Source organism: Mesorhizobium sp. WSM4312 (genome assembly GCF_002294875.1).
GTDB lineage: Bacteria > Pseudomonadota > Alphaproteobacteria > Rhizobiales > Rhizobiaceae > Mesorhizobium.
Window position 1 is genome coordinate 112,628 of record NZ_NSFU01000003.1, and the last position, 26,335, is coordinate 138,962.

Below are 26,335 nucleotides of genomic sequence, written 5' to 3' on the forward strand. Positions count from 1 at the left end.
TAGAGTGCTCGCGACGATCAGCGAGAGCAACACGAAAGCGAGGTCCGTTATGCCGCAATCCGTGCCGCCAAACACACGCCAAGCCGCGCTCTGGAACGATGTCAGCGGAAAGACCTGGGTCGAGATGCAGCCGATCCTCGACGAGATACTGGCGCCGTTCGAGCGGCTGGTGGTCGATGCCGGCTATCCCGGGGAAGGGGGCAATGTCCTGGACATCGGCTGCGGTGCCGGCGCCACGACTCTGGCGATGGCGCGCCACGTGGGCAACGACGGAAAGTGTGTGGGGCTCGACATCTCGCAGCCGCTTGTCGCCCTGGCGACGGAGCGCACGAAGGTGGGAGGGGTAGCAAACGCAAGTTTTGAAGTGGGCGATGCCCAGGCATATGCGTTCGAACCGGGGTACTTCGACGCTGTTATCTCGCGCTTCGGTGTCATGTTCTTCGATGATCCCGTGGCCGCGTTCACCAACATAAGAAAGGCCGCGAGGCGCGGCGGCAAACTCGCCTTTGTTGCCTGGCGCAGTCCGCTCGAGAATGATTTCATGACGACCGCCGTGCGAGCGGCTGCGCCCTTCTTGCCGCCCGCACCCACGCCGGACCCCGATGCGCCGGGTCAGTTTGCCTTTGCCGACGGCGCCAAGGTGAGGCGGATCCTTGAAGCGGGCGGCTGGGCTTCAATCGCAGTCGAACAGGCAGACGTCCCGTGTCGGATCGCCCAACGCAATCTGATGACGTTCGTCACCCGGCTAGGGCCGGTCGGCGCCGCGCTGCGTGAGGTTGACCGGGCGACGGCCGAAAAAATCACCACGGTGTTGCCGGCTGCGTTCGCGCCTTTCGTTGAGGACGGTGAGGCTCGCTTTAACGCCGCCTGCTGGCTGGTGACGGCGCTTGCTTGAAGCGGCGGCCGTCTATCGGAAAAACCGATATCGTCTTTCTGATAAATGAATTTGCGAAACCGGGATTTTCCAAGCACTTTCGGTGTCAGGGACCAAAGCCGCCAGCAGAGCGACATCAAGTCCACAGGACGAACTGATATGTTTTTCAGTCCGCGCGTGATCTGGCGAAAACCGGAGCGGTTTCGGGGGCATGCGCCAAAATGGGAGATCGATGATGAATTCATTTCTGAAGTCGTGCACGGCGCTGACGGTCGCGCTGACCTTCTCCGGTCAGGCCATCGCCCAGGTAAAGGAACTCGGCAAAGGCGAGGGCCAGGTCAACATCGTTGCCTGGCCGGGCTACATCGAGCGCGGCGAGACCGACAAGGGCTATGACTGGGTCACCGCCTTCGAGAAGGAGAGCGGCTGCAAGGTCAACGTCAAGACCGCCAACACGTCGGATGAGATGGTCTCGCTGATGAACGAGGGCGGCTTCGACCTCGTCACGGCTTCGGGTGATGCCTCGCTGCGCCTCGTCGCCGGCAAGCGCGTGCAGCCGATCAACACCGATCTGATCCCGAGCTGGAAGACGGTCGACGACCGGCTGAAGGACGCGCCCTGGTTCACCGTCGACAAGGTGCATTACGGCGTTCCTTACCAGTGGGGACCGAACATCCTGATGTACAACACCGAGGTGTTCAAGGAAGCGCCCAAGAGCTGGAACGTCGTCTTCGAGGAAATGAAGCTGCCGGACGGCAAGTCCAACAAGGGCCGCGTCCAAGCCTATGACGGGCCGATCCACATCGCCGACGCCGCCAACTATCTGATGTTCCACAAGCCGGAACTCGGCATCAAGGATCCCTACGAACTGAACGAGGACCAGTACAAGGCAGCCCTCGAACTGCTGCGCGTCCAGCGCACGCTGGTCGGCCGTTACTGGCATGACGCCGCCATCCAGGTTGACGATTTCCAGAATGAAGGTGTCGTCGCCTCCGGTTCATGGCCGTATCAGGTCAGCACGCTGGTCGCCGCCAAGAAGCCGGTTGCCTCGACCGTGCCGGAAGAAGGCGTCACCGGCTGGGCCGACACCACCATGATGGAAGCCGACGCGGCTCACCCGAACTGCGCCTATATGTGGCTCGAACATTCGCTGTCGCCGAAAGTGCAGGGCGATGTCTCGGCCTGGTTCGGATCGCTCCCCGTGGTTCCTGCCGCCTGCAAGGGCAACGAGCTCTTGACCGACGAAGGCTGCAAGACCAACGGCTACGACAATTTCGACAAGATCAAGTTCTGGAAGACGCCGGTCTCGAAATGCGCCACCCAGAACGACCAGTGCGTGCCTTACTACCGCTGGGTGTCGGACTATATCGGCGTTATCGGCGGACGGTGATTTCGCTTACCCTCCCCCTTGTGGGGAGGGTCGACGCGCAGCGTCGGCGTGGGGGCTGCCCGAAACGTCGGCGCCGTCACCCCTACCCGCGGCTTCGCCGCGACCTCCCCATCGAGGGGGAGGTGGACTGTCGCTCCGGTCCTAATCGGGCGGCAAGAGCCATTTCGACCAAAGACAAACCGGCAACAGACTGAGAGCCCATGACATCAGCCGTCTCCTTTCAGAAAGTCTCGCGCCATTTCGGCAGTGTGCGCGCCGTCGATGCTGTCGATCTCGACATTGTACCGGGCGAGTTCTTCGCCATGCTCGGTCCCTCCGGTTCCGGCAAGACGACATGCCTGCGCCTGATCGCCGGCTTCGAGCAGCCGACTTCGGGTTCGATCTCGATCTTCGGCGAGCGCGCCGAGGGCGTGCCGCCCTATCGCCGCAACGTCAACACGGTGTTCCAGGACTACGCGCTGTTCCCGCATCTCAATGTGCTCGATAACGTTGCCTACGGGCTGATGGTCAAGGGCGTCGGCAAGGCCGGACGGCACAAGGCGGCCGAGGAAGCCCTGTCGCTGGTGCGGCTGCCAGGCTACGGCGCCCGCCGCCCCGGGCAGCTTTCCGGCGGCCAGCGCCAGCGCGTCGCGCTCGCCCGCGCTCTGGTCAACCAGCCCAAGGTACTGCTGCTCGACGAGCCGCTCGGCGCGCTTGACCTGAAGCTGCGCGAGAACATGCAGGAGGAGCTGAAATCGCTGCAGAAGGCGCTCGGCATCACCTTCGTCTTCGTCACCCACGACCAGGGCGAGGCGCTGTCGATGGCCGACCGCGTCGCCGTCTTCAACGACGGCAGGATCATGCAGATCGGCACGCCGGAGGATATTTATCAGCGGCCGAGAACCCGCTTCGTCGCCGATTTCGTCGGCTCCTCCAACGTGCTGCCGCCGGATTTCGTCCAGCGTTATTCCGGTCAGCACTGCTGGGGCAGTCTCCGCCCCGAATCCATTCGCGTCAGCCGCGCCGCAAGCGGCGAAGGTGTCGCCGCCCGCCTCGTCTCGACCAACTATCTCGGCGCTACCACCAGGCTGGCTCTCGATGCCGACGGACTGAAGCTGCACGCCGTGGTCCCGGCTGGCACGGCGCTGCCTGCCGAGGGCGAAGCGGTGGTGCTCACCTTCAATCGCGAGCACCTGCATCTGATGGATGAGCCGGCATGAGCGTCGACGTCACCATGCCGCGCGCCACGGCCCCCGCCATCCTGCCCGGCAGCGGCGGCATGCGCGGCGCGCTGTCGGACCTGTTCTGGCGCCGGCCGCAACTGCTTCTGCTGCTCATGCTTTTGCCGCCGGTGCTGTGGCTCGGCATCGTCTATATCGGCTCGCTCTTCGCGCTGCTGGCACAGAGCTTCTTCTCCATCGACGAGTTTTCCGGCCTCATCAACCGCCAGTTCACGCTGAAGACCTATGGCGACCTGCTGCAGGCCGCCAATCTCGACATCATCCTGCGCACCGTCACCATGGCGGCCTTGGTCACGCTGGCCTCGGCCATCGTCGCCTTTCCGATCGCCTACTATGCCGCGCGCTATGCCCGTGGCCGCTGGAAGGCGCTGTTCTATCTCGGCGTCATGCTGCCGCTGTGGTCGAGCTACCTGGTCAAGATCTATGCCTGGAAGCTGATCCTGGCCAAGGAAGGCATCCTCACCTGGCTCTTCGCCAAGCTGCATTTGCTGTGGCTGCTCGATGCCTGGCTGGCGTTGCCGGTCGTCGGCGGCAACTCGCTGTCGGTGTCGTTCACCGGCACCTTCATCGTCTTCGTCTATGTCTGGCTGCCCTTCATGATCCTGCCCGTGCAGGCGGCGCTCGAGCGCGTGCCGGGCAATCTGGTCGAAGCCTCCTCCGATCTCGGCGCTTCGCCCGGCCAGACCTTCCGCAACGTGCTGTTTCCGCTGGCGCTGCCCGGCATTGTCGCCGGCTCGATCTTCACCTTCTCGCTGACATTGGGCGATTACATCATCCCTCAGATTATTGGCACCTCGCGCCTGTTCATCGGCCAGGCCGTCTATTCGCAGCAAGGCACCGCCGGCAACATCCCGCTTGCAGCCGCCTTCACCGTGGTGCCCATCGTCATCATGGGTTTCTACCTCTGGGGCGCCAAGCGCATGGGGGCTTTCGATGCGCTCTGACCGTGGTCAATCGGCTCCGCTCGGCTTGAGGATCGCTGCCGCCTGCGGCCTGCTCTTCCTGCATTTGCCGATCCTGCTGATCTTCGTCTACGCCTTCACCACCGAGGAGAAGAGTTTCGTCTGGCCGCCGCCGGGGCTGACCACGCAGTGGTTCGCCGTCACATGGAACCGGCCTGACGTGTGGGAAGCGCTGTCGCTGTCGGTGCGCGTCGCCACCATCTCGACGGCGATCGCGCTGGTGCTCGGCACGCTGTGCGCCGCCGCAGTGTCACGGACGAGATTCTTCGGCCGCGAAACCATCTCGCTGCTGGTCATCCTGCCGATCGCGCTGCCCGGCATCATCACCGGCATCGCGCTCCGCTCGGCCTTTTCGCTCGCCGACATTCCTTTCTCGTTCTGGACGATCGTGCTCGGCCACGCCACTTTCTGCGTGGTCGTCGTCTACAACAATGCGGTCGCCCGTTTCCGCCGCACATCCGGTTCGATGATCGAGGCCTCGATGGATCTCGGCGCCGACGGTTTTCAGACCTTCCGCCATGTCGTGCTGCCCAACATCGCCACCGCGCTGCTTGCAGGCGGCATGCTGGCCTTCGCTTTGTCTTTCGACGAAGTCATCGTCACCACCTTCACCGCCGGCCAGCAGCAGACCGTGCCGATCTGGATGCTGGAGGAGCTGATCCGCCCGCGCCAGCGCCCGGTCACCAATGTCGTGGCCATGGTCGTCGTGCTGGTGACGCTGCTGCCCATCCTGTTTGCCTATTACCTCACCCGCGACGGCGACCAGATCGCCGGTTCGGGCAAATAACGTCAGTTCGTAAGGGAGAGACGCCCATGGACACCCAGATGCTGATCGGCTCGAAATTCGAGAACGGCGCCGAGACCGAGGAGCCGATCCTCAATCCGAAGACCGGGGCGACCATTCTCAACCTGCCCGAGGCCAGCCAAGCACAGATCGAGGCGGCGGTGGCGGCCGCCGAACAAGCGTTCGTCCTGTGGTCGCGCACCACGCCGGCGCAGCGCTCTGGTTATCTCCTCAAGATCGCCGACCGCATCGAGGCCGAGGCCAAGGACTTCGCCGCTCTCGAGGCGCTGAACTGCGGCAAGCCGATCAATTCCGTGCTCAATGACGAGATTCCGGCCATCGTCGACTGCTACCGCTTCTTCGCCGGCGCGGTCCGTACGATGCCGGGCGTCGTCGCAGGCGAATATCTGCCCGGCCACACCTCGATGGTGCGACGCGACCCGATCGGCATCGTCGCCTCGATCGCGCCCTGGAACTACCCGCTGATGATGATGGCCTGGAAGCTGGCGCCGGCGATCGGCGGCGGCAACACCGTCGTCTTCAAGCCGTCGGAGCAGACGCCACTGACGACGCTGAAGCTGGCCAGGATCCTGGCCGAAATCCTCCCCGAAGGCGTGGTCAATGTCGTGCTCGGCCGTGGCGACAGCGTCGGCAACGCGCTGATCAACCATCCCAAGGTCAACATGATCTCGATCACCGGCGACGTCGCCACCGGCAAGAAGGTGCTGCAGGCGGCCGCCAAATCGGTCAAGCGCACGCATCTCGAACTCGGCGGCAAGGCCCCGGTCATCGTCTTCGACGACGCCGACCTTGGCGCGGTAGTCAATGGCCTGCGCGCCTTCGGCTACTACAATGCCGGCCAGGACTGCACCGCCGCCTGCCGCATCTATGCCGGCAAGAAGGTCTACGACAAGCTCGTCGCCGACCTCTCTTCCGCCGTCTCGACCATCAGATACAACCAGCCGGACGACACCGAAAACGAGATCGGCCCGCTGATCTCGCGCCGCCAGCGCGACCGCGTGTCGAGCTTCGTCGAACGCGCCTCCGAGCTGAAGCACATCGAGATCACCACCGGCGGCAAGCCGGGCGAGGGCACCGGCTTCTACTATCAGCCGACCGTCGTCGCCGGCGCCTTGCAGGAGGACGAAATCGTGCGTCGCGAAGTGTTCGGCCCGGTCGTCTCGGTCACCCGTTTCACGGAAGTCGACGAGGCGGTCAACTGGGCCAATGACAGCGACTACGGCCTGGCGTCATCGGTTTGGACCAAGGACGTCTCGCGCGCCATGGCGACGGCGGCCCGCCTGCAATATGGCTGCACATGGATCAACACCCATTTCATGCTGACCAACGAGATGCCGCATGGCGGGTTGAAGCAGTCCGGCTACGGCAAGGACATGTCGCTCTATGCACTGGAAGACTATACCGCCGTGCGGCACGTGATGGTGGCGCACGCATAGCGCAGTTTCCCTTCTCCCCCTGCGGGAGAAGGTGGATCGGCGCGCAGCGCCGAGACGGATGAGGGTGTTCCAGCTTGGCGCCAAGTCACCCCTCAGCCGGATTGCCAGCCGAATTGCGAAGGGCAATTCGGGGCAATCCGACCTCTCCCACAAGGGGAACAGGTAGCGGTGCTACTCGACGATACGATAGATGTTCCACAGGCTGGTGCCTGACACGACATAGGGCTCCATTTCCTTGCCCCATTTGGCGTGTGCGTCGATCTTGCTGATCTTGGCGAACATCGCCTCCAACTGGGCCAGGCTTTCGACCTGATGGTGCGACTCGACCGTCGCTTCGCGTGCGCCGATCGATCCGGTCATGATCTGGAACTTCAGCTCGGCGAGGCCGACCTGCGAGCCGATCTCGCGTTCCCATTTCTTCAACAGGTCGAGCACGGTCTGTTTATGCCCGAACTTCGCGTCGATCTGCCATCTAGCGCTGAACATGCTGGTTCCTCCCAAGGTTGAGTTGGCGGCTGCTTGCCTATTCGTCCCAGGCCTGCACGACGGTCTGCCTTGCGATTTGCCCGTTCTTCAGCTCCAGCATCGCGGCGGCGAACACCTTTGTGCCGTCCGGATAGGCGCAGGCCTGGGTGAAGGCCAGGCTGTCGCCGTCGGCGATCGTGGTGTCGACCTTGTGGGTCATCGCCCGGCTGCAGATGTCGTCCCAGAAGGTGGTGATCGCCGCGCGCCCGCGGATCTCGCGCGGCTTGCTCGGCGGGTTGTTGCGGTCGATCACCCGTACCAGCGCGTCGTCGGCATAGAAGCCAGACAGCATCTTGCCATCGCGGCTCTCGATCGCCTTCTTGATCGCCGCGCCATCCACGACTTGAGTCTTGGTCAGCATCTCATCCTCCATGGCCCGCTTTCGGGCGGTTGACGTTCGGAAATCTGCCCGGCGCTTATCGACGGACAGTGCCTTTCACTGCGACTTCGCCTTGACGGCCGCGAAGACGTCGTCGGTCTGCTTCTTGAAAGTGGCGAGATCGACCTGGCTTCCATTGAGCATCGTCGACCAATGGCGCACGATCGCCGCCATCGCGATCGTCTCCTTGATCTCCTCGTCGCTCGCGCCGTTGAGCTTGGCGGCCTCGGTATGGAAATAGATGCAGTACTGGCAGGGTATCTGCGCGGCCACCGCAAGACCTATCAGTTCCTTGGTCTTGCCATCGAGCGCGGTCTTGGGATTGAGCTGCACGCCCTTGATTTCGGCCCAGGCGCCGGCGACCGCCACGTCAGGCAGTGTCTTGAACATGTCGGGCACCGAGCCGAGCGTCGCCTGGATGTCCTTGTAGGCGGCTGTCGCCGATGCATCCTCGGCCTTTGCGGGAGTGATCGTGAACAGCGCGCCAATGCCTGCCGCGATCACAAATGATCTGACGTTCAGTTTTGACTCGAGCATTTCATCCTCCGTTCGCAGTGCCTTCCCGGCGGTATCCGCCTGGCCTGCATGGGGGAATTGATAGCGCTTGGATCGGCGTGCCCGCTTCGCCCGAAAGCGCCATGGCTGTCATGGCCCGTCCGGGCCAGCGTGCCTGGCGGAGAATGCCGCCGCCGCCGCACGCGATGGCAGGTCGAGCTTGAGCAGAATGTTGGCGACGTGACGCTTGACCGTGTGCTCGCTCAGCCTGAGCTCGCCAGCGATCGCCGCATTGCTTTTGCCATCGGCGATCAGGTTCACCACCTCGCTTTCCCGTGCCGTCAACACGGCGGGTTCAGCCGGCTTGGATTTCGAGCGGCAGGCCGGTTCCAGATGCTGCTCCGACGTCGCATGCATCACCGGCAATGGCTCGTCGAGTTCGCCGAGGCTGACACGGCCGGCGTCGACGAAATGCAGGCCGGATCCCACCGCCAGGTCGGCAACCAGCCGGGAGGCCAGAATCTCGCCACGCCCGGCATGGTTCGCCAATTGCATGGTCACGCGTGCCGTCAGTCCGACCGGCGGGCCGCGCGCTTCGATCTCGCCGACATGGACCCCTTGCGCGCTCGCCACGCCGATCTGCTGCGCCGCCTCGCGCAACGCCGCCGCGCAGCGTATGGCGCGCGCCGGCCCGTCGAAGCGCGAAATCATCAATTCACCATGCGTACCCGTCGCGCGTCCGCCATGACGCCCGACCAGCAGCCGCCAGCTCTCCTGAAAGCGCTGACTGCGCTCGTGCCACATGCGATCGCCAAGCTTGGCCGTGTCGTAGATGCGCGTCACCAGCAATGCGGCAAGCACGCGCTCGGTGTCGGCCACCGCCGGCTGGCCGGTCAGAAATTCCTCGATCAGGTCGGCGACGCGGTCGACGTCGCCGGTCCAGATCGGATGGTCGCGCCCGGCGATCTCGACCAGCCGCGCATTCGGGATATTCTTTGCCAGGAAGCGGCTGGCTTCGGGATCGACGCGAACATCGTTGCGGCGATGGATCAGCAGTGTCGGCGCGTTGATCGCGCCGAGGATGTCCCGCACGTCGATCCCGGCATTCATGCGGGCAAGTGCTGCCGCTGCGGTCGGGCTTGCCGACAAGCGCTCGAAGCGCGCCCACCACCGGGTGAAATGCGGGTCGTCGAGCCGGCCCGGCGCGAAGCTGGGCAAGGTGACACCCGTGCCCCATGACGTTTCCGTCGTCTCGATGAAGGCGCCGAGGCGTTCGGGCGACATCACCCATTTGTGGAAATGCGCATAGCCGCCATAGAGCGCCAGCGCCCGCGTCCGTTCCGGATAGGTGGCGGCGAACAGCATTGCCATTGGTGCGCCTTCCGAGGCGCCAAGTAGCGCCGCGCGGCCGCTGCCGGTTGCGTCCATCACCGCGCGCACATCGTCCATGCGGGTTTCGAGGCTGGGCAAGTGATGGACATCGACACGGTCGGAAAGACCGGTGCCGCGCTTGTCGAACAGGATCAGCCGCGAGAATGCCGAAAGCCGCCTCAGGAGCCTTGTATAGCCCTCGTCTTCCCAATGCAGGTCGAGATTGGAAATGAAGCCCGGAACGAAGACAAGATCAAGCGAGCCCTGGCCGACCACCTGATAGGCGATCCGCGCCTCGCCACTGAGGGCATATCGGGTCTCGATCGGCCTCACGAGTTTCTTGCGCCCGGCCTGACGATTTCTGATCGGCAACCATAGCAGAGCCGCGTCGATAGCGGCAGCTCAAACCTTAGTGGAAATGATTATAGGCTCGCGCAGCCGGCTTGCGGCTACTTTTGCGACGCGGCGGCGTCGGCCGGGAAGGGTTTGAGCCCGAGCTTGAGATCGGCCTCGGCTGGCGTGATCGGCCGCTTGATCCTGGCCGATGCCGCCACGACGAGTTCGTCGAAGCCTTCGCCGCTGTCCAGCAGTTCGAAGAACTGCCGCCGCATCCTCGGTTCCCAGAATTTGTTGATGTGCTCGGCGACGCCGGCAACACCTTCCTCGCGCGACTTGGAATGGAAGAAGGCCGCGATCTGGTTGGCCATCCGCACCAGCTTTTCACTGGTGCTCGTGATGTGGTCTTCGTCATGCGACATGCTGGGCAACTCCCAAAACCACCCGATCGGGGTGGGTGAAAACATCGAAATCCTCGCCGCGCACCAGCGCCACCAGCGTCATGCCGGCCTCATCGGCCGTGCGGATGGCAAGCGCGGTCGGCGCCGAGACGGCGATGATGAAGGCCGAGCCGACCGCCGCCGTCTTCTGCACCATTTCGACGGACACGCGCGACGTCACCACAACGGCTCCCGAGGCGCCGTCGATGCCGGCTTTGGCCAACGCGCCTGCGAGCTTGTCCAGCGCATTGTGGCGGCCGACATCCTCGCGCGCCATGACGACGCCCTTGCCAGGAATATAGAAGCCGGCGGCATGTACGGCTCCGGTTTCCTGATGCAGCGGCTGCACCTTCGACAAAAGCTTGACGGAGCGGACGATGTCGTCGGCATCAAGCGTAAGTTTTGACGCACCAACGGCGTCGACGGACCGCATCGCTTCCTCGATGGACTCAATACCGCACAGCCCGCAGCCAACCGGCCCGGCAAGCCTGCGCCGCCGCGCCTCGAAGCGTGTATTGGCCTGATCCTTGAGCCGGATCTGGATATCGATGCCGGCGCCATGATCCTCGACTTCGATCGCCTCGATCTCTTGCGGGTCGGCAATGATGCCTTCCGTCAGCGAGAAGCCGAGCGCGAAATCCTCGAAGTCGGCAGGGCTCGCCATCATCACCGCATGCGTGGTTCCGGCAAAGGAAAACGCCACCGGCGTCTCCTCCGGCACCATGCGGTTGGCAACAGTCGTACTGCTGGCGCGGTGCGCCAGGCGCGATATCTCGGTCGTGGCTTTGCGGCGCGCGGCCACGGCTACTCCGCTGCCTGCAGCGAGGCGATGCGGCGGCTGTTCCTGGCCTGCTCGTCATACTCGCGTTGCCAATCCGACGGGCCGTTCGAGGCGCCGACCTGCACCGCCGTCACCTTGTACTCCGGACAGTTGGTCGCCCAGTCCGAGAAGTCGGTGGTGATGACGTTGGCCTGCGTGTCCGGATGGTGGAAGGTGGTGTAGACCACGCCAGGCGACACACGGTCGGTGATCAGCGCCCGCAGCGTCGTCTCGCCGGAGCGGCTGGTCAGCCGCACCCAGTCGCCATCGCGCAGGCCGCGGTTCTCGGCATCGTGCGGATGGATCTCCAGCCGGTCTTCCGAGTGCCACATGACGTTGTCGGTGCGCCGCGTCTGCGCGCCGACATTGTACTGGCTGAGGATGCGGCCAGTGGTCAAAAGCAGCGGGAAGCGCGGCCCGGTCCTCTCGTCCGTCGCCACATATTCGGTGCGGATGAACTTGCCCTTGCCGCGCACGAAGCCGTCTATGTGCATGATCGGCGTTCCGAGCGGGGCCTTCTCGTTGCACGGCCATTGCACCGATCCGACGCGGTCGAGCAGCTCGAAGGAGACATTGGCGAAGCTCGGCGTCGTCTGGGCGATCTCGTCCATGATCTGCGAGGGATGCGTGTAGTTCCAGTCGAGCCCGATCGCGCGGGCAAGCTCCTGCGTCGCCTCCCAGTCGGCATAGCGCGCCTTCGGTTCCAGCACCTTGCGCACCATGTTGATGCGCCGCTCGGCATTGGTGAAGGTGCCGTCCTTTTCCAGGAAGGTCGAGCCCGGCAGGAAGACATGCGCGTAATTCGCCGTCTCGTTGAGGAAGAGATCGTGCACGACCACGCACTCCATGGCCGCGAGACCGCCCGCGACATGCTTGGTGTCGGGATCGGACTGCAAGATGTCCTCGCCCTGGATGTAGATGCCCTTGAAGGAGCCGTCGACGGCGGCGTCCAGCATGTTGGGAATGCGCAGGCCGGGTTCGTCGTCCAGCTTCACGCCCCAAAGGCTTTCATAGATATCGCGCACGGCTTCGCCGGAGATGTGGCGATAGCCGGGCAGTTCGTGCGGGAAGGAGCCCATGTCGCACGAGCCCTGCACATTGTTCTGGCCACGCAGCGGATTCACGCCGACGCCCGGGCGGCCGATATTGCCGGTGGCCATGGCGAGGTTGGCGATCGCCATCACCGTGGTCGAGCCCTGGCTGTGCTCGGTGACGCCGAGGCCGTAATAGATCGCGCCATTGCCGCCCTTGGCGTAGAGCCGCGCGGCACCCCGGATCAGTTCCGGGTCGACGCCGGAAAGCTTGCCGACGATTTCAGGGCTGTTCTCCGGCAAGGCGACGAAGGAGGCCCAGTCCTGGAACTCCGTCCAGTCGCAGCGTTCGCGGATGAAGGCTTCGTCGAAAAGCCCTTCGGTAACGATGACATGCGCCAGTGACGTCAGCACCGCCACGTTGGTGCCGGGCTTCAGCGGCAGGTGATAGTCGGCGTCGATATGCGCCGACTTGACCATCTCGGTGCGGCGCGGATCGAGCACGATCAGCTTGGCGCCCTGGCGCAGCCGCTTCTTGAGACGCGAGGCGAACACCGGATGGGCGGAAACCGGATTGGCGCCGATGATGACGGCGACGTCGGTGAATTCGACCGAGTCGAAATCCTGCGTGCCGGCCGAGGTGCCGTAGGTCTGGCCGAGCCCGTAGCCGGTCGGCGAATGGCAGACGCGGGCGCAGGTGTCGACATTGTTGTTGCGGAAACCCTGCCGCACCAGCTTCTGCACGAGATAGGTCTCCTCGTTCGTGCAGCGCGAGGAGGTGATGCCGCCGATCGAGGTGCGACCGTACTGATACTGGATCCGGCGGAATTCCTTGGCCGTGTGCGCGATCGCCTCTTCCCAGCTCACTTCGCGCCACGGATCGGAGATCTTCTCGCGGATCATCGGCGACAGGATGCGGTCCTTGTGGGTGGCGTAGCCATAGGCGAAGCGGCCCTTGACGCAGCTGTGGCCGTGGTTCGCCTTGCCGTCCTTGTAGGGCATCATGCGGATGACTTCGTCGTCCTTCACCTCGGCCTTGAACGAGCAGCCGACGCCGCAATAGGCGCAGGTGGTAACGGCCGAGCGTTCCGGCATGCCCTTCTCGAGCACCGTCTTCTCGCGCAGCGCGTCGGTCGGGCAGGCCTGCACGCAGGCTCCGCATGACACGCATTCGGAAGCGATGAAATCCTCATGCATGCCGGCGACCATGCGCGATTCGAAACCGCGGCCCTCGATGGTCAGCGCGAAGGTGCCCTGCACTTCTTCGCACGCCCGCACGCAGCGCGAGCAGACGATGCACTGCGCCGGATCATAGGTGAAATAAGGATTGGATTCGTCGCGGGCAATGTAGTCGACCGCCAGCGAGCCATGGCCGGGCGCCACGCCGTCTTCCTGCTTGACGTGGTTGCGGCCCTCGACGCCGTAGCGGTTCTCGGTCAGACCGACCGACTTAGCCACCGTGTCGAATTCGCTGGCGCCGGTGCCGGCCTTCTCGTTCCAGCCGGTCGGATGGTCGGAGACGTAAAGCTCCATGACGCCGCGGCGGATGGCGTCTAGCCGGTCGGACTGCGTGCGGACCACCATGCCTTCGCCGACCGGCGTCGTGCAGGACGCCGGCGTGCCGCCGCGCCCTTCGATCTCGACCAGGCAGACACGGCACGAGCCGAATGAGTCCAGCATGTCGGTGGCACAGAGCTTCGGGATCTCGACGCCGCCTTCCATAGCGGCGCGCATGATCGAGGTGCCTTCCGGCACCGTGATGCTGCGGCCGTCGACGCTCAGCGTGACCTGCTTTTGCGCCCGCGATTCCGGGGTTCCGTAGTCGATCTCTTCGACGAGCAATGGGAAGTCGGCCTTGATGTTCATCTGCCAGCTCCTACTCAGCAGCCACGCGCGCTGGCGCGGGCTTGAAATCTTCGGGGAAATGCGTGATCGAACTCATCACCGGGTAAGGCGTGAAGCCGCCCAGCGCGCACAGCGAACCGAACTTCATCGTGTTGCAGAGGTCGGTGACCAAAGCGAGATTCTTTTCCGGCTCGATCCCGGCGGCAAGCCTGTCGATGGTCTCGATGCCGCGCGTCGAGCCGATGCGGCAGGGCGTGCACTTGCCGCAGCTTTCGATGGCGCAGAACTCCATCGCGAAGCGCGCCTGCTTCAGCATGTCGGCCGTGTCGTCGAACACGGTGATGCCGGCATGGCCGATCAACCCGTCGCGCTTGGCGAATTCTTCATAGTCGAACGGCGTGTCGAACAGGGCGCGCGGGAAATAAGCGCCGAGCGGGCCGCCGACCTGTACTGCCTTCACCGGACGGCCAGTGGCCGTGCCGCCGCCAATGTCATCGACGATCTCGCCGAGCGTCAGGCCGAAGGCGGTCTCGAACAGGCCGCCATGCCTGACATTGCCGGCGATCTGGATCGGGATGGTGCCGCGCGAGCGGCCCATTCCGAAATCCTTGTAGAAGGCCGCACCCTTGTCCATGATGATCGGCACCGAGGCCAGGCTGATGACGTTGTTGATCACCGTCGGCTTGCCGAACAGGCCTTGGATGGCCGGCAGCGGCGGCTTGGCGCGCACCACGCCGCGCTTGCCTTCGAGGCTGTTCAACAGCGAGGTTTCCTCGCCGCAGACATAGGCGCCGGCGCCGACGCGGATTTCCATGTCGAAGGCGTTGGGCGAACCCAGTACGTTGACGCCGAGCACGCCGGCCTTGCGGGCGATTTCGACGGCCTTGTTCATTGTCGCCACCGCATGCGGATATTCCGAGCGGATATAGACGAAGCCCTTGGTCGCTCCGGTGGCGATGCCGGCGATCGTCATGCCCTCGATCAGCACGAAGGGGTCGCCCTCCATGATCATGCGGTCGGCGAAAGTCGCGCTGTCGCCCTCGTCGGCGTTGCAGACGATGTATTTGCGCTCGGATGTCGTATCCAGCACCGTCTTCCACTTGATGCCGGTCGGGAAGCCGGCGCCGCCACGGCCACGCAGGCCTGAGTCGGTAACCTGCTTGACGATGTCGGCCGGCGCCATGGCCACGGCGTTCTGCAAACCCTTGAGCCCACCAAGCGATTTGTAGGCGTCGAGCGACAGCGGGTCGTTGATGCCGCAGCGGGCAAAGGTCAGCCGGGTCTGCTTGGCCAGGAACGGGATCTTGTCGGGCGCGCCGAGCCAGCGCTTGTGGTGGCCACCGGTGAGGAAGCCGCTGTCGAACAGGCTCCTGACGTCGGAAGGCTTGACCGGTCCGTAGGCGACACGGCCGTTGGCGGTCGCCACTTCGACCATCGGCTCGAGGAAATAAGCGCCGCGCGAGCCGTTGCGGACGATCTTGGCCTCGATGCCACGCTCGGCGAGTTCCGCGCGAACAGCCATGGCGACCTTCTCGGCGCCGAGCGCCAACGCGCCGGAATCGCCGGGAATGTAGATGCGGGGGATCATGAGCGCACCTCTGCAAGGATCTCGTCGATCTTCTCGCTGTCGAGCCGCCCGATCACCTCGCCGTCGAGCATCGCGGACGGCGAACAGGCGCAAAGCCCGAGGCAATAGACCGGCTCGAGTGTAACCGATCCGTCGCTTGTGGTCTCGTGGAAACCGATGCCCAGCAACTGTTTGATCTTGGCGGCGACGGAATCCGAGCCCATCGACTGGCAGGCTTCCGCCTGGCACAGCTTGAGGACATGCCGCCCGGCCGGCCGGGCACGGAAATCATGGTAGAAGGTGACGACGCCGTGCACCTCGGCCCTGGAGAGATTGAGCCCATCGGCGATAACAGGCAGTGCCGCCTGCGGCACATGGCCGAACTCTTCCTGGATCTCGTGCAGGATCGGCAGCAATGGGCCTTCGAGGCCCTTCATCTCTTGGATAATCGCCGCCGTGCGCGATGCGATCTCGGTACTTGCAGGCTGCATCGTCATGCAGCGCCCTCCCTGGTCGGTGCGCTCTAGCGCTAAGTCGTTACAAAAACAGAGGAAACCAGCGAAATCAATAAAGCTGATCCGTCGCTTGATAGAAATCTTCTATCAAGCACGCTCAGCCGCCATTCTCTACCCTAGTGATGGGCGCGGAAATCGTCTGCCAGCGCCATTGCCTCGTCCAGCAGCGCCTGCACCAGCGGCGTGTGCGGCTCACGCGGCGCGGCCACCAGGCCGACCGTGTGGCTGGCGTCGGGCTCGACGATCGGAATGGCCCGGATCGGCTCTGAAAAGCCGAATGTTTCCGCAAGGTTGAGCGGCATGACCGACGACCATTTGCCGGTGTGGATGTGCGAGAACAGCACGATCATCGAATTGGATTCAAGCGTCGGCCGCACCTCCACGCCGGCCTCGGCCAGATGCTGGTCGATGATGCGGCGGTTCTGCATGTCCGGCGTCAGCAGGCACAGCGGCAACCGGCTGATCTCGGCCCATGTCACTTTGTCGCGGTCAAAATAGGGGTTTCCGACCGCCGTGATCAGCTGATAGCGCTCGTCATACAGCGGCACGCTGGTTACCCGCCCGAGCGGCTCATTGTCGAGATAGGTGATACCGGCGTCGATGTCGAAATTGCCGAGCAGCGACAAGACTTCGATCGAGGTGCGCGACAGCACCGAAAAGGTGACGCCCGGGTGCTTTTCGCGAAACGGCGTCGTCAGCCGCGCCACCATGGCGAGTGCGGTCGGGATGGCGGCAATGCGGATGCGTCCGGAAAGGCCGTGGCGCGCCGCGCGCATCTCCTCGCGCATGCTCCTTGAATCACCGACGATGCGGCGCGCCCAGACCAGCACCTGCTTGCCTTCCGGCGTCAGCCCCTGGAACCGCGACCCGCGATTGACCAGCATGACGCCGAGTTGCCCCTCCAATTGCTTGATACCGGCCGACAAGGTCGGCTGGGTGACCCCACAGGCCTCAGCCGCCCGGCCGAAATGCTCTTCCTTGGCCAATGCGATGAAGAATTCGAGTTTGTCGATCATGCCATCCTTCCGGTCGTCATGCGCAGGCTCGGGGAAATTCGCCTTTGCCGCAAGCGCCATGCGTAATCGTTCCGCATCCACATCTTTCAGCCGGCTTACTGTTTCCTGCGGCGTCGTGCGGCGCTATGTCAATGAAACGGTCGTGAACCGGGCGCGACGGGAGACTGACATGCTGGGCTGGTTCCGCAAGCTGCTGCCGCGCGAAGATCGTTTCTTCGAGCTGTTCGAGCGGCATTCCCGCACGGTGGTCGGCGGCGCGGAAGCGCTGCAGCAACTGCTTCAGGGCAAGGACATCGATCGCTGGTGCCAGAAGATCGTCGATCTCGAGGACGAGGCCGATCATATCACCGCGGAGGTCCTGCTTGCCGTGCGGCGCTCTTTCATAACGCCTTTCGATCGCGGCGACATCAAGGATCTGATCCAGTCGATGGATGACGCCATCGACATGATGCACAAGACCGTCAAGACGGTGAGGCTGTTCGAGAAGCGGGAGTTCGATCCGCTGATGCAGGAAATGGGCGCCGTCATCGTCGCCGCCGCCCGGCTGGTCGCCGAAGCAATCCCGTTGCTTGCCAAGGTCGGCGCCAACAGTGCACGCCTCAACGCTATTGCCGAGGAGGTAATGCGCGCCGAAGGCCGGGCCGACGATTTGCATGAGCAGGGCCTGAAGGATCTGTTCAGGCGCCATGGCCGCGATGACGCGATGGCCTATCTGATCGGCAGCGAGATCTATGGCCAGCTGGAGAAGGTGGTCGACCGTTTCGAGGACGTTGCCAACGAGATCAGCGGCATCGTCATCGAGAACGTCTAGACGATGGATGCCGCGATCGCTTTCCCCCTGCTGGCCGGCCTCGTCGCCGTCGCGCTGTTCTTCGATTTTCTCAATGGCCTGCACGATGCGGCCAATTCCATCGCCACCATCGTCTCCACACGCGTGCTCAGGCCGCACTATGCCGTGCTGTGGGCGGCCTTCTTCAACTTCATCGCCTTCATCTTCTTCGGCCTTCATGTCGCCGAGACTGTCGGGAAAGGCATCGTCGACGTCAGCATCGTCACGCCGGCGGTGATCTTCTCGGCCCTCGTTGGCGCCATCGTCTGGAACATCGTCACCTGGATCGCCGGCATTCCCTCGAGCAGTTCGCACGCGCTGATCGGCGGGCTGGTCGGTGCCGGCGTTGCGAAGGGGGGCATCGGCGCCATCGTCTGGTCTGGACTTGGCAAGACGGTCGCCGCGATCGTGCTCTCGCCGGCGACTGGTTTTGTCCTGGCGCTCGTCCTGGTCCTGGTGGTTTCGTGGCTGTTCGTACGCCAGACGCCGTTCGCCGTCGACAGCACCTTTCGCGTCCTGCAGTTCTTCTCCGCTTCGCTCTATTCGCTCGGCCATGGCGGCAACGATGCGCAGAAGACCATGGGCATCATCGCCGTGCTGCTCTATTCGCAAGGCATGCTCGGCGAGAAATTCTACGTGCCGCTCTGGGTCGTCCTGACCTGCCAGTCGGCGCTGGCGCTTGGCACCCTATTGGGCGGCTGGCGGATCGTCCACACAATGGGTTCGAAGATTACCCGGCTCAATCCGATGCAGGGCTTCTGCGCTGAAACCGGCGGCGCCATAACGCTGTTCGCCGCCACCTGGCTCGGCGTTCCCGTATCGACCACGCATACGATTACCGGCGCCATCATCGGCGTCGGCGCCGCCCGCCGTGTCTCGGCGGTGCGCTGGGGCATCGCCGGCAACATCGTCATTGCCTGGATCGTCACCTTGCCGGCGACGGCGGCGATTTCGGCTTTTACTTATTTCGTCACAAGCCTGGCAGGCTGACGCGGAGCGCCGAAGCCTATTTGTCGACGAGGTTCAGGATGTTGCCGTCCGGGTCCTTGAACCAGGCGACCTTCATGTCCTGGCCGACATGGATGTCGCCCTTGATCGTCAGGCCGGGCATTTCGTAATGCTCGAAGACAACGCCTTTCGATTTCAATGATTTGACGACAGTCTCGATCCGATCGCCCACCGTCCACGTCACCGCCGTCGCCTTGTTGGTACCTGCGAATTGGGAATGGTAGACATTGATGAGCGTGTCGCCGCTTTTGTAGACGACAAGCTCGCCGCCCATGTCGTCGACCTGCTTGAGGCCCAGCGTGCCTTCATAGAAGGCCTTTGCCTTTGCCAGGTCCCTGACGGCCAGATTGGCCGTTGCGTTGCTGTTTTCGAGCATGACCGTCTCCTTCCTGGATTGTCGTGTCCTCGCTCAGGCAAACGAAATAGGGCACGCGGCCCGTTTGGCCATCGGCAATCGGCCGGAAGCGTCATCCGGCAAGAAACCGACAGCATCGGTCGTTTTCCGTGGCACGCCAGGCAAGCCTTTGCGTCACGGCTTGGTTCTCGCTGGAAACTGCACTATCTGGATTGCCAAACGCCGAGGAAAGATCATGTCCGTCACCAAGGAAATCGTCATCGAGCGCCTGAAGACGGTCAACGGGCCGGACTTCACAGGCAACATCGTCGATCTCGGCATGGTTTCCGAGATTTTCATCGCCGATTCGAAAGTCTTCTTCTCGATCACCGTTCCCGCCGCCAGGGCGCAGGAAATGGAACCGCTGCGTGCCGCCGCGGAGCGCGTGGTCAAGGCAATTCCAGGGGTTGCCGGCGCCGTGGTGGCGCTGACTGCAGAGAAAAAAGGCGGCGGCATGGAGGCGCCGGTGCCAGCGCGCCCCGCGGCCCGACCGGCACCACCCGCCGCTCCGCGCCCCGCGCCGCATGCTCCCGCGTCGCAAAATTCGGGCAAGCGCGGCGTGCCCGGTATCGAGGCGATCATCGCGGTTGCTTCCGGCAAGGGCGGCGTCGGCAAATCGACCACCGCAGTCAATCTGGCGCTTGGCCTTGCCGCCAACGGCTTGCGGGTCGGCGTGCTCGATGCCGACATCTACGGCCCGTCCATGCCGAAGCTGCTCAACATTCATGGCCGGCCGCAGACGGTTGACGGCAAGATCCTGAAGCCGATGGAGAATTACGGCCTCAAGGTGATGTCGATGGGCTTCCTCGTCGATGAGGAGACGCCGATGATCTGGCGCGGGCCGATGGTGATGTCGGCGCTGACGCAGATGCTGCGCGAGGTCGAATGGGGCCGGCTCGACGTGCTTGTCGTCGACATGCCGCCTGGAACCGGCGACGCGCAGCTGACCATGGCGCAGCAGGTGCCGCTGGCCGGAGCCGTCATTGTCTCGACGCCGCAGGACCTGGCGCTGATCGATGCCCGCAAGGGGCTGAACATGTTCAAGAAGGTCGACGTACCGCTGCTCGGCATCGTCGAGAACATGAGCTATTTCATCGCGCCCGATACCGGCAAGCGGTATGACATTTTCGGCCATGGCGGCGCGCGCCGCGAGGCCGAACGCCTCGGCGTCACCTTCCTCGGCGAGGTGCCGCTGGAAATGGGCATCCGCGAAAGCTCGGATGCCGGGGCGCCAGTGGTTGTCTCGAAGCCCGATGGCGCCGAAGCGAAAACCTATCGCGACATCGCCGCCAAGGTCTGGGACAGGGTCAATGAAGAACGCGGCGCGGCCGAAGCGGCGGTGCCGAGCATCGTCTTCGAGTGACCTCTTTTTGGTTTTGACGCAAATCCCAAGGGAAAGCCCTACGCGCTTTTCCCGGGAAAACCGTTTCACACTTTTCCTGGCATTGCTCTGGCGGGAGGGTCAGCCGCCGACCTTCTCGCCAAAGCTCGAAAAGAACTGCCCGGCCAGTTTCTTCGACGTCGATTCGATCAGCCGGCTGCCGAGCTGGGCAATCTTGCCGCCGACATCGGCCTTGGCCGCGTATTTGAGCACCGTGGCATCCGGCCCATCCTCGTTCAGCGTCACGTCGGCGCCGCCCTTGGCGAAGCCGGCAATGCCGCCCTTGCCTTCGCCCTGGATGGTGTAGGAATGCGGCGGCTTGAGATTTTTCAGCGTCACTTCGCCGTTGAAGGTCGCCTTGATAGGCCCGATCTTCAGCACCACCGTCGCGGCCATCTCGGTCGGCGACTTCATGTCGAGGCTCTGGCAGCCGGGAATGGTCGCCTTCAAAACCTCGGGATCGTTCAGCGCTTCCCAGACTTTTTGCAGGGGTGCGGCAATGCGTTCCTCGCCTTCGATCACCAAAGCCATCAAGAACCTCCCGGAAACAATGGTTCGAAGCCCTAGCGCAGAGGCGCTGTTGTGTCTATCGCACCAAAGTGCGGGTTGGGAACGCGCGTGCCCCTTGCTTGCATTGACGCGTTGTCATATCGATTTGTCATACAAATACGGAGACCGTGATGGCCGGCGCCCCCACCAAGAAGAAAAAATTCCGCTCGCAGGAGTGGTTCGACAACCCCGACAACCCCGGCATGACGGCGCTCTATCTCGAGCGCTACCTGAATTATGGGCTGACGCGTGCCGAACTGATGTCGGGCAAGCCGCTGATCGGCATCGCCCAGACCGGCTCGGATCTGTCGCCGTGCAACCGCCACCATATCGAGCTCGCCAAGCGCGTGCGCGAAGGCATTGTCTCGATGGGCGGCATCCCGTTCGAATTCCCGTGCCATCCGATCCAGGAGACCGGCAAGCGCCCGACCGCGGCCCTTGACCGCAACCTTGCCTATCTCAGCCTCGTCGAGGTGCTCTACGGCTACCCGCTCGACGGCGTCGTGCTGACCATCGGTTGCGACAAGACGACGCCGGCGCTGCTGATGGCAGCGGCCACCGTCAACATCCCGGCCATCGCGCTGTCGGTCGGTCCTATGCTCAACGGCTGGCACAAGGGCAAGCGCACCGGCTCCGGCACCATCGTCTGGGAATCGCGCCAGCGCCTGTCGGCTGGCGAGATCGACTATGATGAGTTCATGGATATCGTTGCCTCCTCGGCGCCCTCCACCGGTTACTGCAACACGATGGGCACCGCCACCACGATGAATTCGCTGGCCGAGGCGCTCGGCATGCAATTGCCGGGTTCGGCCGCTATTCCCGCCCCCTATCGCGAGCGCGGCCAGATTTCCTATGAGACCGGAAAACGCATTGTCGAGATGGTGCATGAGGATTTGAAGCCGTCCGACATCATGACGAGAGAGGCTTTCGAGAACGCCATTGTCGTCAATTCGGCCATTGGCGGCTCGACCAACGCGCCTATCCATCTCAACGCCATCGCCCGCCACCTCGGCGTCAAGCTCGACAATGACGACTGGCAGACGGTCGGCCTCAATGTGCCGCTGCTGGTTAATTTGCAGCCGACGGGCGAATATCTGGGCGAGGATTACCATCATGCCGGCGGCGTGCCGGCGGTTATCGCCGAACTGATGAAGGGCGGGCTGTTGCCGCACCCCGGCGCGCGCACGGTCAACGGCAAGTCGATCGGTGAGAATAGCGAGGGCGTCGCCAACGAAAACACCGACGTCATCCGCAGCGTCGACAAGCCGCTGAAGGTCAATGCCGGCTTCATCAACCTCAGCGGCAATCTGTTCGATTCGGCGATCATGAAGACCAGCGGCATCTCGCCAGAATTCCGGGAGCGCTACCTCTCCAATCCGAAGGACCCGGAAGCCTTCGAAGGCAACGCCATGGTCTTTGACGGGCCGGAGGATTACCACGCCCGCATCGACGATCCGGCGCAAGGCATCGACGAGCACACGATCCTGTTCATGCGCGGCGCCGGCCCGGTCGGCTATCCCGGCGGTGCCGAGGTCGTCAACATGCAGCCGCCGGCATACCTCATCAAGAAGGGCATTCATGCGCTGGCCTGTATCGGCGACGGTCGCCAGTCGGGCACGTCGGGCTCGCCGTCGATCCTCAACGCCTCGCCGGAAGCCGCCATTGGCGGCGGGCTGGCGCTGCTCAAGACAGGCGACCGTGTCCGCATCGACCTGAACAAGGGCACCGCCAACATTCTGGTCAGCGACGAAGAGATCGCCAAGCGGCGCGCGGCGCTGCAGGGCAATGGCGGCTACCACTATCCGCAGCACCAGACGCCATGGCAGGAAATCCAGCGCGGCATGGTCGACCAGTTCGACCAGGGCATGGTGCTGAAGCCGGCGGTGAAATACCAGGATGTCGCTCACACGAAGGGCATTCCGCGGGACAACCATTGAGCACATCGCGGTGCTCATGCGGCGGCTTGATCCCGGTCAAGCCGTCGCTGATGGCTGGATTGTCTTAGCCCCTTGCTGGAAAATGGCTGATGATTGCTTGCCGGATGCCGTGCTGAGACCGGATATCGATGCCGTCGTCCAGCACATTTCGGGCATTTGTCTTACTGCTCCTCCGGCGGCTTGATGTGCCGAAGGCTCCAAAGCAGGGCAAAATCATAGATGATCTTGAGGACGCCGCAGATGATCAAAGGCCATGCCTCGTAGCCGGCTTCGAAGAGCGCGCCGGCAATGGCTGGGCTCGCGGCCGCCGCGAGGCTTCTCGGAACTGAGGTCACGCTTGCGGCCGCCGGCCGTTCCGGTGGTGTGACGACTGCCATCACGTAGGAGGATCGCGTCGGGACATCCATTTGGGAGAGCGCGGCACGTATCAGCAGCAGCAAGAGCGCCAGCTGGAGATTTGGCACGATCGCCGCCAGGATCAGGCAAACGCTCGAAGGGGCATGCGTGAACACCATGGTGTTGATGAGGCCGAAGCGCTCGGACAGTCGCGCCGCCGCCGGCAGTGAGAACGCGGAAAGTAGTCCAGTGCAGAAGAAGAACAATCCCGCGGCCGAAAGCGATAGCCCGAACTTATCGAACAGCCAGAGAGCGACAAGCGACTGCACGGCAAATCCTCCGGCAAAAGCGTCGATGCTGAACAAGGCCGCCATCTTGTAGACGATACCGCGAGACTGCCCGAGCGCAGCCGCCGGCTTGCCTTCCATCTTCTTCGTTTCGACGGGAACGCGCAGATAAAGCGCGCCGCCCGCGACGCCGAGAACCGCGTAAAATACGAACATTGCTCTGAGGGCCGCGAGGCGCGTCACTCCGAAATCGCTCAGAAGATCGGGGCTGGCCGAAGCGAGTGCACCTGCCGCTGCAGCGAGCGCCCCGATAAGGCCGTAGCGCGCAAACATCCTCGTGCGGGTTTTGTCCAACACCAAACCTGCAAGAACCGCATGTTCGAGCGGTACAAAAATGCTGACGCTGCCCGCGGACGGATTGATTGTTCCAACAAAGGCGACGAGCATAACAACAGCCGTCGTGCTGGAAGACGCGAATAGGAGGCCGGTCGCGGTCATCAAGGCCGCCGCTCCGATCAACAATCGACGTAGGTTGGTTCGGACACCAAGAAACCCGATACCAAGAGTGATCAAGGCTGATCCCAGGAGGGCAAGCGTGGCGACCACCCCGATCTCGAATGCGCCAAGCCCGAGCATCGCCAGGTAGACCGGCAACAGCACGGCCACGAACCCGTCCCCGAAGTCGCGGAGCGCGCGTGCGGCATAAAGGTAGACCGTCGGCGGCCGCTCCCCGGTTTTGCTCTGCTCGTTGGTTTCGCGAAGACCTGTGACCACCAATAACTCCCCGCTGGTCAGGCGATCCCTTCAGGGACAAAGAATATCGCCTGTCATCGCTGTCCACCGAGCAGCGGCCCGGCCAGTCGAGGGACCTCGGCAGGCGCATAACGCTCGGTCAAAACGCCGATATGCAGCAAGGCCCCTCAACTCTTCCTGACATCGACTTGGTCCAACGCACATGACGTTCTCCGGGTTGTTGCCCCCGATGGCGATAGGTCGTGAACTCCGCCTTTTGCGACCCCACGAGCAGAGTTTCGGCCCGCAGGCTTCCGGGGCGGCCTCCTTAAGCCGCAGTCGGCTTCGTTGCTGGCGGCCAGCTATGCGTCTCTGACTTGCGCCGTGAGGCCCAGGCGTAGAGCGCGTCGTAGATGACAAAGCCGTGCTTCAGCACCTCATGGTCATCGGGCGTCACGTCCCGCAAGCCCATCGAAATCGCCAGCAGTCCAGCCGATTGTGGGGTGAGGTCATGTCGATCAGTGTCGGCGCCGCGCACGATCGCGGCGATCGTAACGATCGCAGCATCGCGATCGAGGCCGTATTTCGAAACGAAGGTGTCGAAGCTGCAGCCTTCGCCAACATGCGTGAATTCGACGCCTGGCACATCGTAGGGTGTTGCCCCGGTCTCCTTGGCAACCCGCATCACTTCGGCGGGTGGTACGAACAGAAATTCCGGTTCCTTGTCGATGAAGCGGGCAATCAGCCAGGGACAGGCAATGCGATCGATAACCGGACGTTCGCGCGTGACCCATTTCATGACTTTACCTCCCTTTGGTGAGTGAGCGGGACCGTTGGCGCGCCTATGGCGTGCCAAGCGGCGATGCCGCCGGAGAGCATCAGTGCATTGAAGCCGCGACGGCGAAGTTCGGCGACGGCATCGCCACTGACCTGGAAGCCATAGACGCAGTAGACGACGATCGGCTTGTCCTTGGGTAGCTCGCCGGCCCAATCGGCGATCGTCTCTGGAGCGCGGATCAACGCGCCTGGCAGCATGTCGCTGCGTTTCGCCAAATCTTCGGCGAGGCAGACGTCAAGCACGACGATATCCTCACGGCGCTCGATACAGCCGCGCAAATCCTCCGGGGCGACTATATGATCGTTTGCAGCAGCAGTGGTCGCGCCGCCTTGCTTCCTGGTCACGCGCCGGTAGCGCTCGCCGACTCGCCCCCAATGGATGTTCTTCATGAAGGCGTCGACATAGGCGCCCGCCCTGGCGCCGAAATCGAGATGATAGGCGTGCTCGTACATGTCGAGCGCCAGGATTGGCATACCGCCAGCCAGACAGTTGGTGTGATCCGCAGCCCATTGGATCGTCAGCCGGCCATGGCGCTCGGACCAGGTGAGCAGCGTCCAGCCCGAGCCGCCGGCTTGAGCCTTGGCGCACGCCGTGAACTGGGTGCGCCAGGCAGCAACGCTGCCAAAGTCGCGCTCCAAGGTGGAGGCCAGATCGCCCGCCGCATCTCCCGAACCGCCAAGGCCGTCGAAATAGATCTCATGCAGGATCGCCGAGTTGGCCGCGACCAACTCCTCCCGTTTCAACCCGTTGATCTCGAATACCGACGCCGCTCCCCAATCGAGCCCATCGAGGCGACGCTCGATTGCGTTCAGGCGCCGGACCGCGCCGCCGTAATTGTTTTCGTAATGACTTGCCAATAGCCGTTCAGAAAGCCCGTCGAGACGGGGCGGCTTGAGGGGCAACGGCATGATCTGGTGCTGCATCATATCCTCGCTCGGCGGTACGCAACGTCAGTGAGGAGGCGAACGCTACGCCCGAATCTAAAATGATACAAGTGTTGCTTTTTCGATATCTGAT

General features: G+C 63.4%; 25 protein-coding genes. 10 read left to right on the forward strand and 15 right to left on the reverse strand.

Annotated features, from left to right (window positions below):
* The first annotated feature begins 4 nt into the window (after window positions 1-4).
* From CK228_RS05810 to CK228_RS05835, 6 genes are all read left to right on the forward strand, one after another.
* The gene (locus CK228_RS05810) at window positions 5-895 is read left to right on the forward strand and encodes a class I SAM-dependent methyltransferase (protein WP_245437977.1); all 891 of its coding nucleotides are present in this window, start codon (window positions 5-7) and stop codon (window positions 893-895) included.
* Between the two features lie 214 nt (window positions 896-1,109).
* Window positions 1,110-2,264: an ABC transporter substrate-binding protein gene (locus CK228_RS05815; protein ID WP_095787331.1), complete on the forward strand. Its 1,155-nt coding sequence runs from the start codon at window positions 1,110-1,112 to the stop codon at window positions 2,262-2,264.
* 200 nt (window positions 2,265-2,464) lie between these two features.
* Window positions 2,465-3,463: an ABC transporter ATP-binding protein gene (locus CK228_RS05820; RefSeq protein ID WP_095771722.1), complete on the forward strand. Its 999-nt coding sequence runs from the start codon at window positions 2,465-2,467 to the stop codon at window positions 3,461-3,463.
* Window positions 3,464-3,477: 14 nt separating this feature from the next.
* Entirely contained in the window at window positions 3,478-4,428 is a 951-nt protein-coding gene (locus tag CK228_RS05825) for an ABC transporter permease (RefSeq protein ID WP_179295831.1), read from the forward strand.
* Complete coding sequence (locus CK228_RS05830; protein ID WP_095771724.1) at window positions 4,418-5,233, forward strand: ABC transporter permease; 816 nt, start codon at window positions 4,418-4,420, stop codon at window positions 5,231-5,233. The genes CK228_RS05825 and CK228_RS05830 overlap by 11 nt, the downstream gene beginning before the upstream one ends.
* Window positions 5,234-5,259: 26 nt before the next feature.
* Window positions 5,260-6,687 carry a gamma-aminobutyraldehyde dehydrogenase gene (locus tag CK228_RS05835; RefSeq protein WP_095771725.1) on the forward strand — a complete coding sequence of 476 codons (1,428 nt, stop codon included), beginning with the start codon at window positions 5,260-5,262 and terminating at the stop codon, window positions 6,685-6,687.
* 171 nt (window positions 6,688-6,858) lie between these two features.
* Here CK228_RS05835 and CK228_RS05840 read toward each other — a convergent pair whose 3' ends face one another.
* From CK228_RS05840 to CK228_RS05885, 10 genes are all read right to left on the reverse strand, one after another.
* On the reverse strand, window positions 6,859-7,173 hold the full coding sequence (locus CK228_RS05840; protein ID WP_010913185.1) for a hypothetical protein: 315 nt from the start codon (window positions 7,171-7,173) through the stop codon (window positions 6,859-6,861).
* Between the two features lie 37 nt (window positions 7,174-7,210).
* Entirely contained in the window at window positions 7,211-7,573 is a 363-nt protein-coding gene (locus CK228_RS05845) for a nuclear transport factor 2 family protein (protein WP_095787332.1), read from the reverse strand.
* A 75-nt stretch (window positions 7,574-7,648) separates the two neighbouring features.
* The gene (locus CK228_RS05850; RefSeq protein ID WP_095771726.1) at window positions 7,649-8,128 is read right to left on the reverse strand and encodes a carboxymuconolactone decarboxylase family protein; all 480 of its coding nucleotides are present in this window, start codon (window positions 8,126-8,128) and stop codon (window positions 7,649-7,651) included.
* Between the two features lie 108 nt (window positions 8,129-8,236).
* Window positions 8,237-9,829, reverse strand: coding sequence for an alpha/beta fold hydrolase (locus CK228_RS05855; protein WP_245437978.1), 1,593 nt, complete (start codon window positions 9,827-9,829; stop codon window positions 8,237-8,239).
* Window positions 9,830-9,906: 77 nt separating this feature from the next.
* Window positions 9,907-10,215 carry a formate dehydrogenase subunit delta gene (locus CK228_RS05860; protein WP_095787208.1) on the reverse strand — a complete coding sequence of 103 codons (309 nt, stop codon included), beginning with the start codon at window positions 10,213-10,215 and terminating at the stop codon, window positions 9,907-9,909.
* Window positions 10,205-11,035 (reverse strand): formate dehydrogenase accessory sulfurtransferase FdhD, encoded by an 831-nt coding sequence (gene fdhD, locus CK228_RS05865; protein WP_095771729.1) that lies wholly within the window; start codon window positions 11,033-11,035, stop codon window positions 10,205-10,207. Before fdhD ends, CK228_RS05860 begins: the two co-directional genes overlap by 11 nt.
* A gap of 2 nt (window positions 11,036-11,037) precedes the next feature.
* A complete protein-coding gene (fdhF, locus tag CK228_RS05870; RefSeq protein ID WP_095787209.1) occupies window positions 11,038-13,950 on the reverse strand; it encodes a formate dehydrogenase subunit alpha in 2,913 nt (970 codons plus the stop codon).
* A 10-nt stretch (window positions 13,951-13,960) separates the two neighbouring features.
* Complete coding sequence (locus tag CK228_RS05875; RefSeq protein ID WP_095787210.1) at window positions 13,961-15,517, reverse strand: NADH-quinone oxidoreductase subunit NuoF; 1,557 nt, start codon at window positions 15,515-15,517, stop codon at window positions 13,961-13,963.
* Window positions 15,514-15,993: a formate dehydrogenase subunit gamma gene (locus CK228_RS05880; RefSeq protein WP_095787211.1), complete on the reverse strand. Its 480-nt coding sequence runs from the start codon at window positions 15,991-15,993 to the stop codon at window positions 15,514-15,516. The genes CK228_RS05875 and CK228_RS05880 overlap by 4 nt, the downstream gene beginning before the upstream one ends.
* A 134-nt stretch (window positions 15,994-16,127) precedes the next feature.
* On the reverse strand, window positions 16,128-17,027 hold the full coding sequence (locus CK228_RS05885) for a LysR family transcriptional regulator (protein WP_095771952.1): 900 nt from the start codon (window positions 17,025-17,027) through the stop codon (window positions 16,128-16,130).
* Between the two features lie 169 nt (window positions 17,028-17,196).
* Between CK228_RS05885 and CK228_RS05890 the strand changes: the two genes are divergently transcribed.
* Complete coding sequence (locus tag CK228_RS05890) at window positions 17,197-17,838, forward strand: DUF47 domain-containing protein (protein ID WP_095771953.1); 642 nt, start codon at window positions 17,197-17,199, stop codon at window positions 17,836-17,838.
* 3 nt (window positions 17,839-17,841) lie between these two features.
* Window positions 17,842-18,846 carry an inorganic phosphate transporter gene (locus CK228_RS05895; protein ID WP_095787212.1) on the forward strand — a complete coding sequence of 335 codons (1,005 nt, stop codon included), beginning with the start codon at window positions 17,842-17,844 and terminating at the stop codon, window positions 18,844-18,846.
* Between the two features lie 16 nt (window positions 18,847-18,862).
* Here CK228_RS05895 and CK228_RS05900 read toward each other — a convergent pair whose 3' ends face one another.
* Window positions 18,863-19,240, reverse strand: a complete 378-nt coding sequence (locus CK228_RS05900) for a VOC family protein (protein ID WP_095771734.1) — start codon at window positions 19,238-19,240, stop codon at window positions 18,863-18,865.
* A 211-nt stretch (window positions 19,241-19,451) separates the two neighbouring features.
* Here CK228_RS05900 and CK228_RS05905 point away from each other — a divergent pair, with 211 nt between their 5' ends.
* Window positions 19,452-20,621, forward strand: a complete 1,170-nt coding sequence (locus CK228_RS05905; protein WP_245437985.1) for an Mrp/NBP35 family ATP-binding protein — start codon at window positions 19,452-19,454, stop codon at window positions 20,619-20,621.
* Window positions 20,622-20,720: 99 nt separating this feature from the next.
* On the opposite strand, the gene CK228_RS05910 is transcribed toward CK228_RS05905, so the two are convergent.
* Window positions 20,721-21,170: a carbon monoxide dehydrogenase subunit G gene (locus CK228_RS05910; protein WP_095787214.1), complete on the reverse strand. Its 450-nt coding sequence runs from the start codon at window positions 21,168-21,170 to the stop codon at window positions 20,721-20,723.
* A 149-nt stretch (window positions 21,171-21,319) separates the two neighbouring features.
* On the opposite strand from CK228_RS05910, the gene CK228_RS05915 reads away from it, so the two are divergent.
* Entirely contained in the window at window positions 21,320-23,125 is a 1,806-nt protein-coding gene (locus tag CK228_RS05915) for an IlvD/Edd family dehydratase (protein WP_095787215.1), read from the forward strand.
* A 161-nt stretch (window positions 23,126-23,286) separates the two neighbouring features.
* On the opposite strand, the gene CK228_RS05920 is transcribed toward CK228_RS05915, so the two are convergent.
* The 3 genes from CK228_RS05920 to CK228_RS05930 all read right to left on the reverse strand — a co-directional run bounded on the left by CK228_RS05920 (window position 23,287) and on the right by CK228_RS05930 (window position 26,241).
* Entirely contained in the window at window positions 23,287-24,414 is a 1,128-nt protein-coding gene (locus tag CK228_RS05920; protein ID WP_245437986.1) for an MFS transporter, read from the reverse strand.
* A 394-nt stretch (window positions 24,415-24,808) separates the two neighbouring features.
* Entirely contained in the window at window positions 24,809-25,279 is a 471-nt protein-coding gene (locus CK228_RS05925; protein WP_095787216.1) for a chromate resistance protein ChrB domain-containing protein, read from the reverse strand.
* Complete coding sequence (locus CK228_RS05930) at window positions 25,276-26,241, reverse strand: Fe-Mn family superoxide dismutase (protein ID WP_095787217.1); 966 nt, start codon at window positions 26,239-26,241, stop codon at window positions 25,276-25,278. Before CK228_RS05930 ends, CK228_RS05925 begins: the two co-directional genes overlap by 4 nt.
* Between the last annotated feature and the right edge of the window lie 94 nt (window positions 26,242-26,335).

What these genes read in the sequence shown, in the direction of transcription:
- CK228_RS05815 (WP_095787331.1), top strand. Translation starts at nt 1,110, where the DNA reads ATGAATTCATTTCTGAAGTCGTGCACGGCGCTGACGGTCGCGCTGACC.
- CK228_RS05820 (WP_095771722.1), top strand. Translation starts at nt 2,465, where the DNA reads ATGACATCAGCCGTCTCCTTTCAGAAAGTCTCGCGCCATTTCGGCAGT.
- CK228_RS05825 (WP_179295831.1), top strand. Translation starts at nt 3,478, where the DNA reads ATGCCGCGCGCCACGGCCCCCGCCATCCTGCCCGGCAGCGGCGGCATG.
- CK228_RS05830 (WP_095771724.1), top strand. Translation starts at nt 4,418, where the DNA reads ATGCGCTCTGACCGTGGTCAATCGGCTCCGCTCGGCTTGAGGATCGCT.
- CK228_RS05835 (WP_095771725.1), top strand. Translation starts at nt 5,260, where the DNA reads ATGGACACCCAGATGCTGATCGGCTCGAAATTCGAGAACGGCGCCGAG.
- CK228_RS05840 (WP_010913185.1), bottom strand. Translation starts at nt 7,173, where the DNA reads ATGTTCAGCGCTAGATGGCAGATCGACGCGAAGTTCGGGCATAAACAG.
- CK228_RS05845 (WP_095787332.1), bottom strand. Translation starts at nt 7,573, where the DNA reads ATGCTGACCAAGACTCAAGTCGTGGATGGCGCGGCGATCAAGAAGGCG.
- CK228_RS05850 (WP_095771726.1), bottom strand. Translation starts at nt 8,128, where the DNA reads ATGCTCGAGTCAAAACTGAACGTCAGATCATTTGTGATCGCGGCAGGC.
- CK228_RS05860 (WP_095787208.1), bottom strand. Translation starts at nt 10,215, where the DNA reads ATGTCGCATGACGAAGACCACATCACGAGCACCAGTGAAAAGCTGGTG.
- fdhF (WP_095787209.1), bottom strand. Translation starts at nt 13,950, where the DNA reads ATGAACATCAAGGCCGACTTCCCATTGCTCGTCGAAGAGATCGACTAC.
- CK228_RS05875 (WP_095787210.1), bottom strand. Translation starts at nt 15,517, where the DNA reads ATGATCCCCCGCATCTACATTCCCGGCGATTCCGGCGCGTTGGCGCTC.
- CK228_RS05880 (WP_095787211.1), bottom strand. Translation starts at nt 15,993, where the DNA reads ATGACGATGCAGCCTGCAAGTACCGAGATCGCATCGCGCACGGCGGCG.
- CK228_RS05885 (WP_095771952.1), bottom strand. Translation starts at nt 17,027, where the DNA reads ATGATCGACAAACTCGAATTCTTCATCGCATTGGCCAAGGAAGAGCAT.
- CK228_RS05890 (WP_095771953.1), top strand. Translation starts at nt 17,197, where the DNA reads ATGCTGGGCTGGTTCCGCAAGCTGCTGCCGCGCGAAGATCGTTTCTTC.
- CK228_RS05895 (WP_095787212.1), top strand. Translation starts at nt 17,842, where the DNA reads ATGGATGCCGCGATCGCTTTCCCCCTGCTGGCCGGCCTCGTCGCCGTC.
- CK228_RS05900 (WP_095771734.1), bottom strand. Translation starts at nt 19,240, where the DNA reads ATGCTCGAAAACAGCAACGCAACGGCCAATCTGGCCGTCAGGGACCTG.
- CK228_RS05910 (WP_095787214.1), bottom strand. Translation starts at nt 21,170, where the DNA reads ATGGCTTTGGTGATCGAAGGCGAGGAACGCATTGCCGCACCCCTGCAA.
- CK228_RS05915 (WP_095787215.1), top strand. Translation starts at nt 21,320, where the DNA reads ATGGCCGGCGCCCCCACCAAGAAGAAAAAATTCCGCTCGCAGGAGTGG.
- CK228_RS05925 (WP_095787216.1), bottom strand. Translation starts at nt 25,279, where the DNA reads ATGAAATGGGTCACGCGCGAACGTCCGGTTATCGATCGCATTGCCTGT.
- CK228_RS05930 (WP_095787217.1), bottom strand. Translation starts at nt 26,241, where the DNA reads ATGCAGCACCAGATCATGCCGTTGCCCCTCAAGCCGCCCCGTCTCGAC.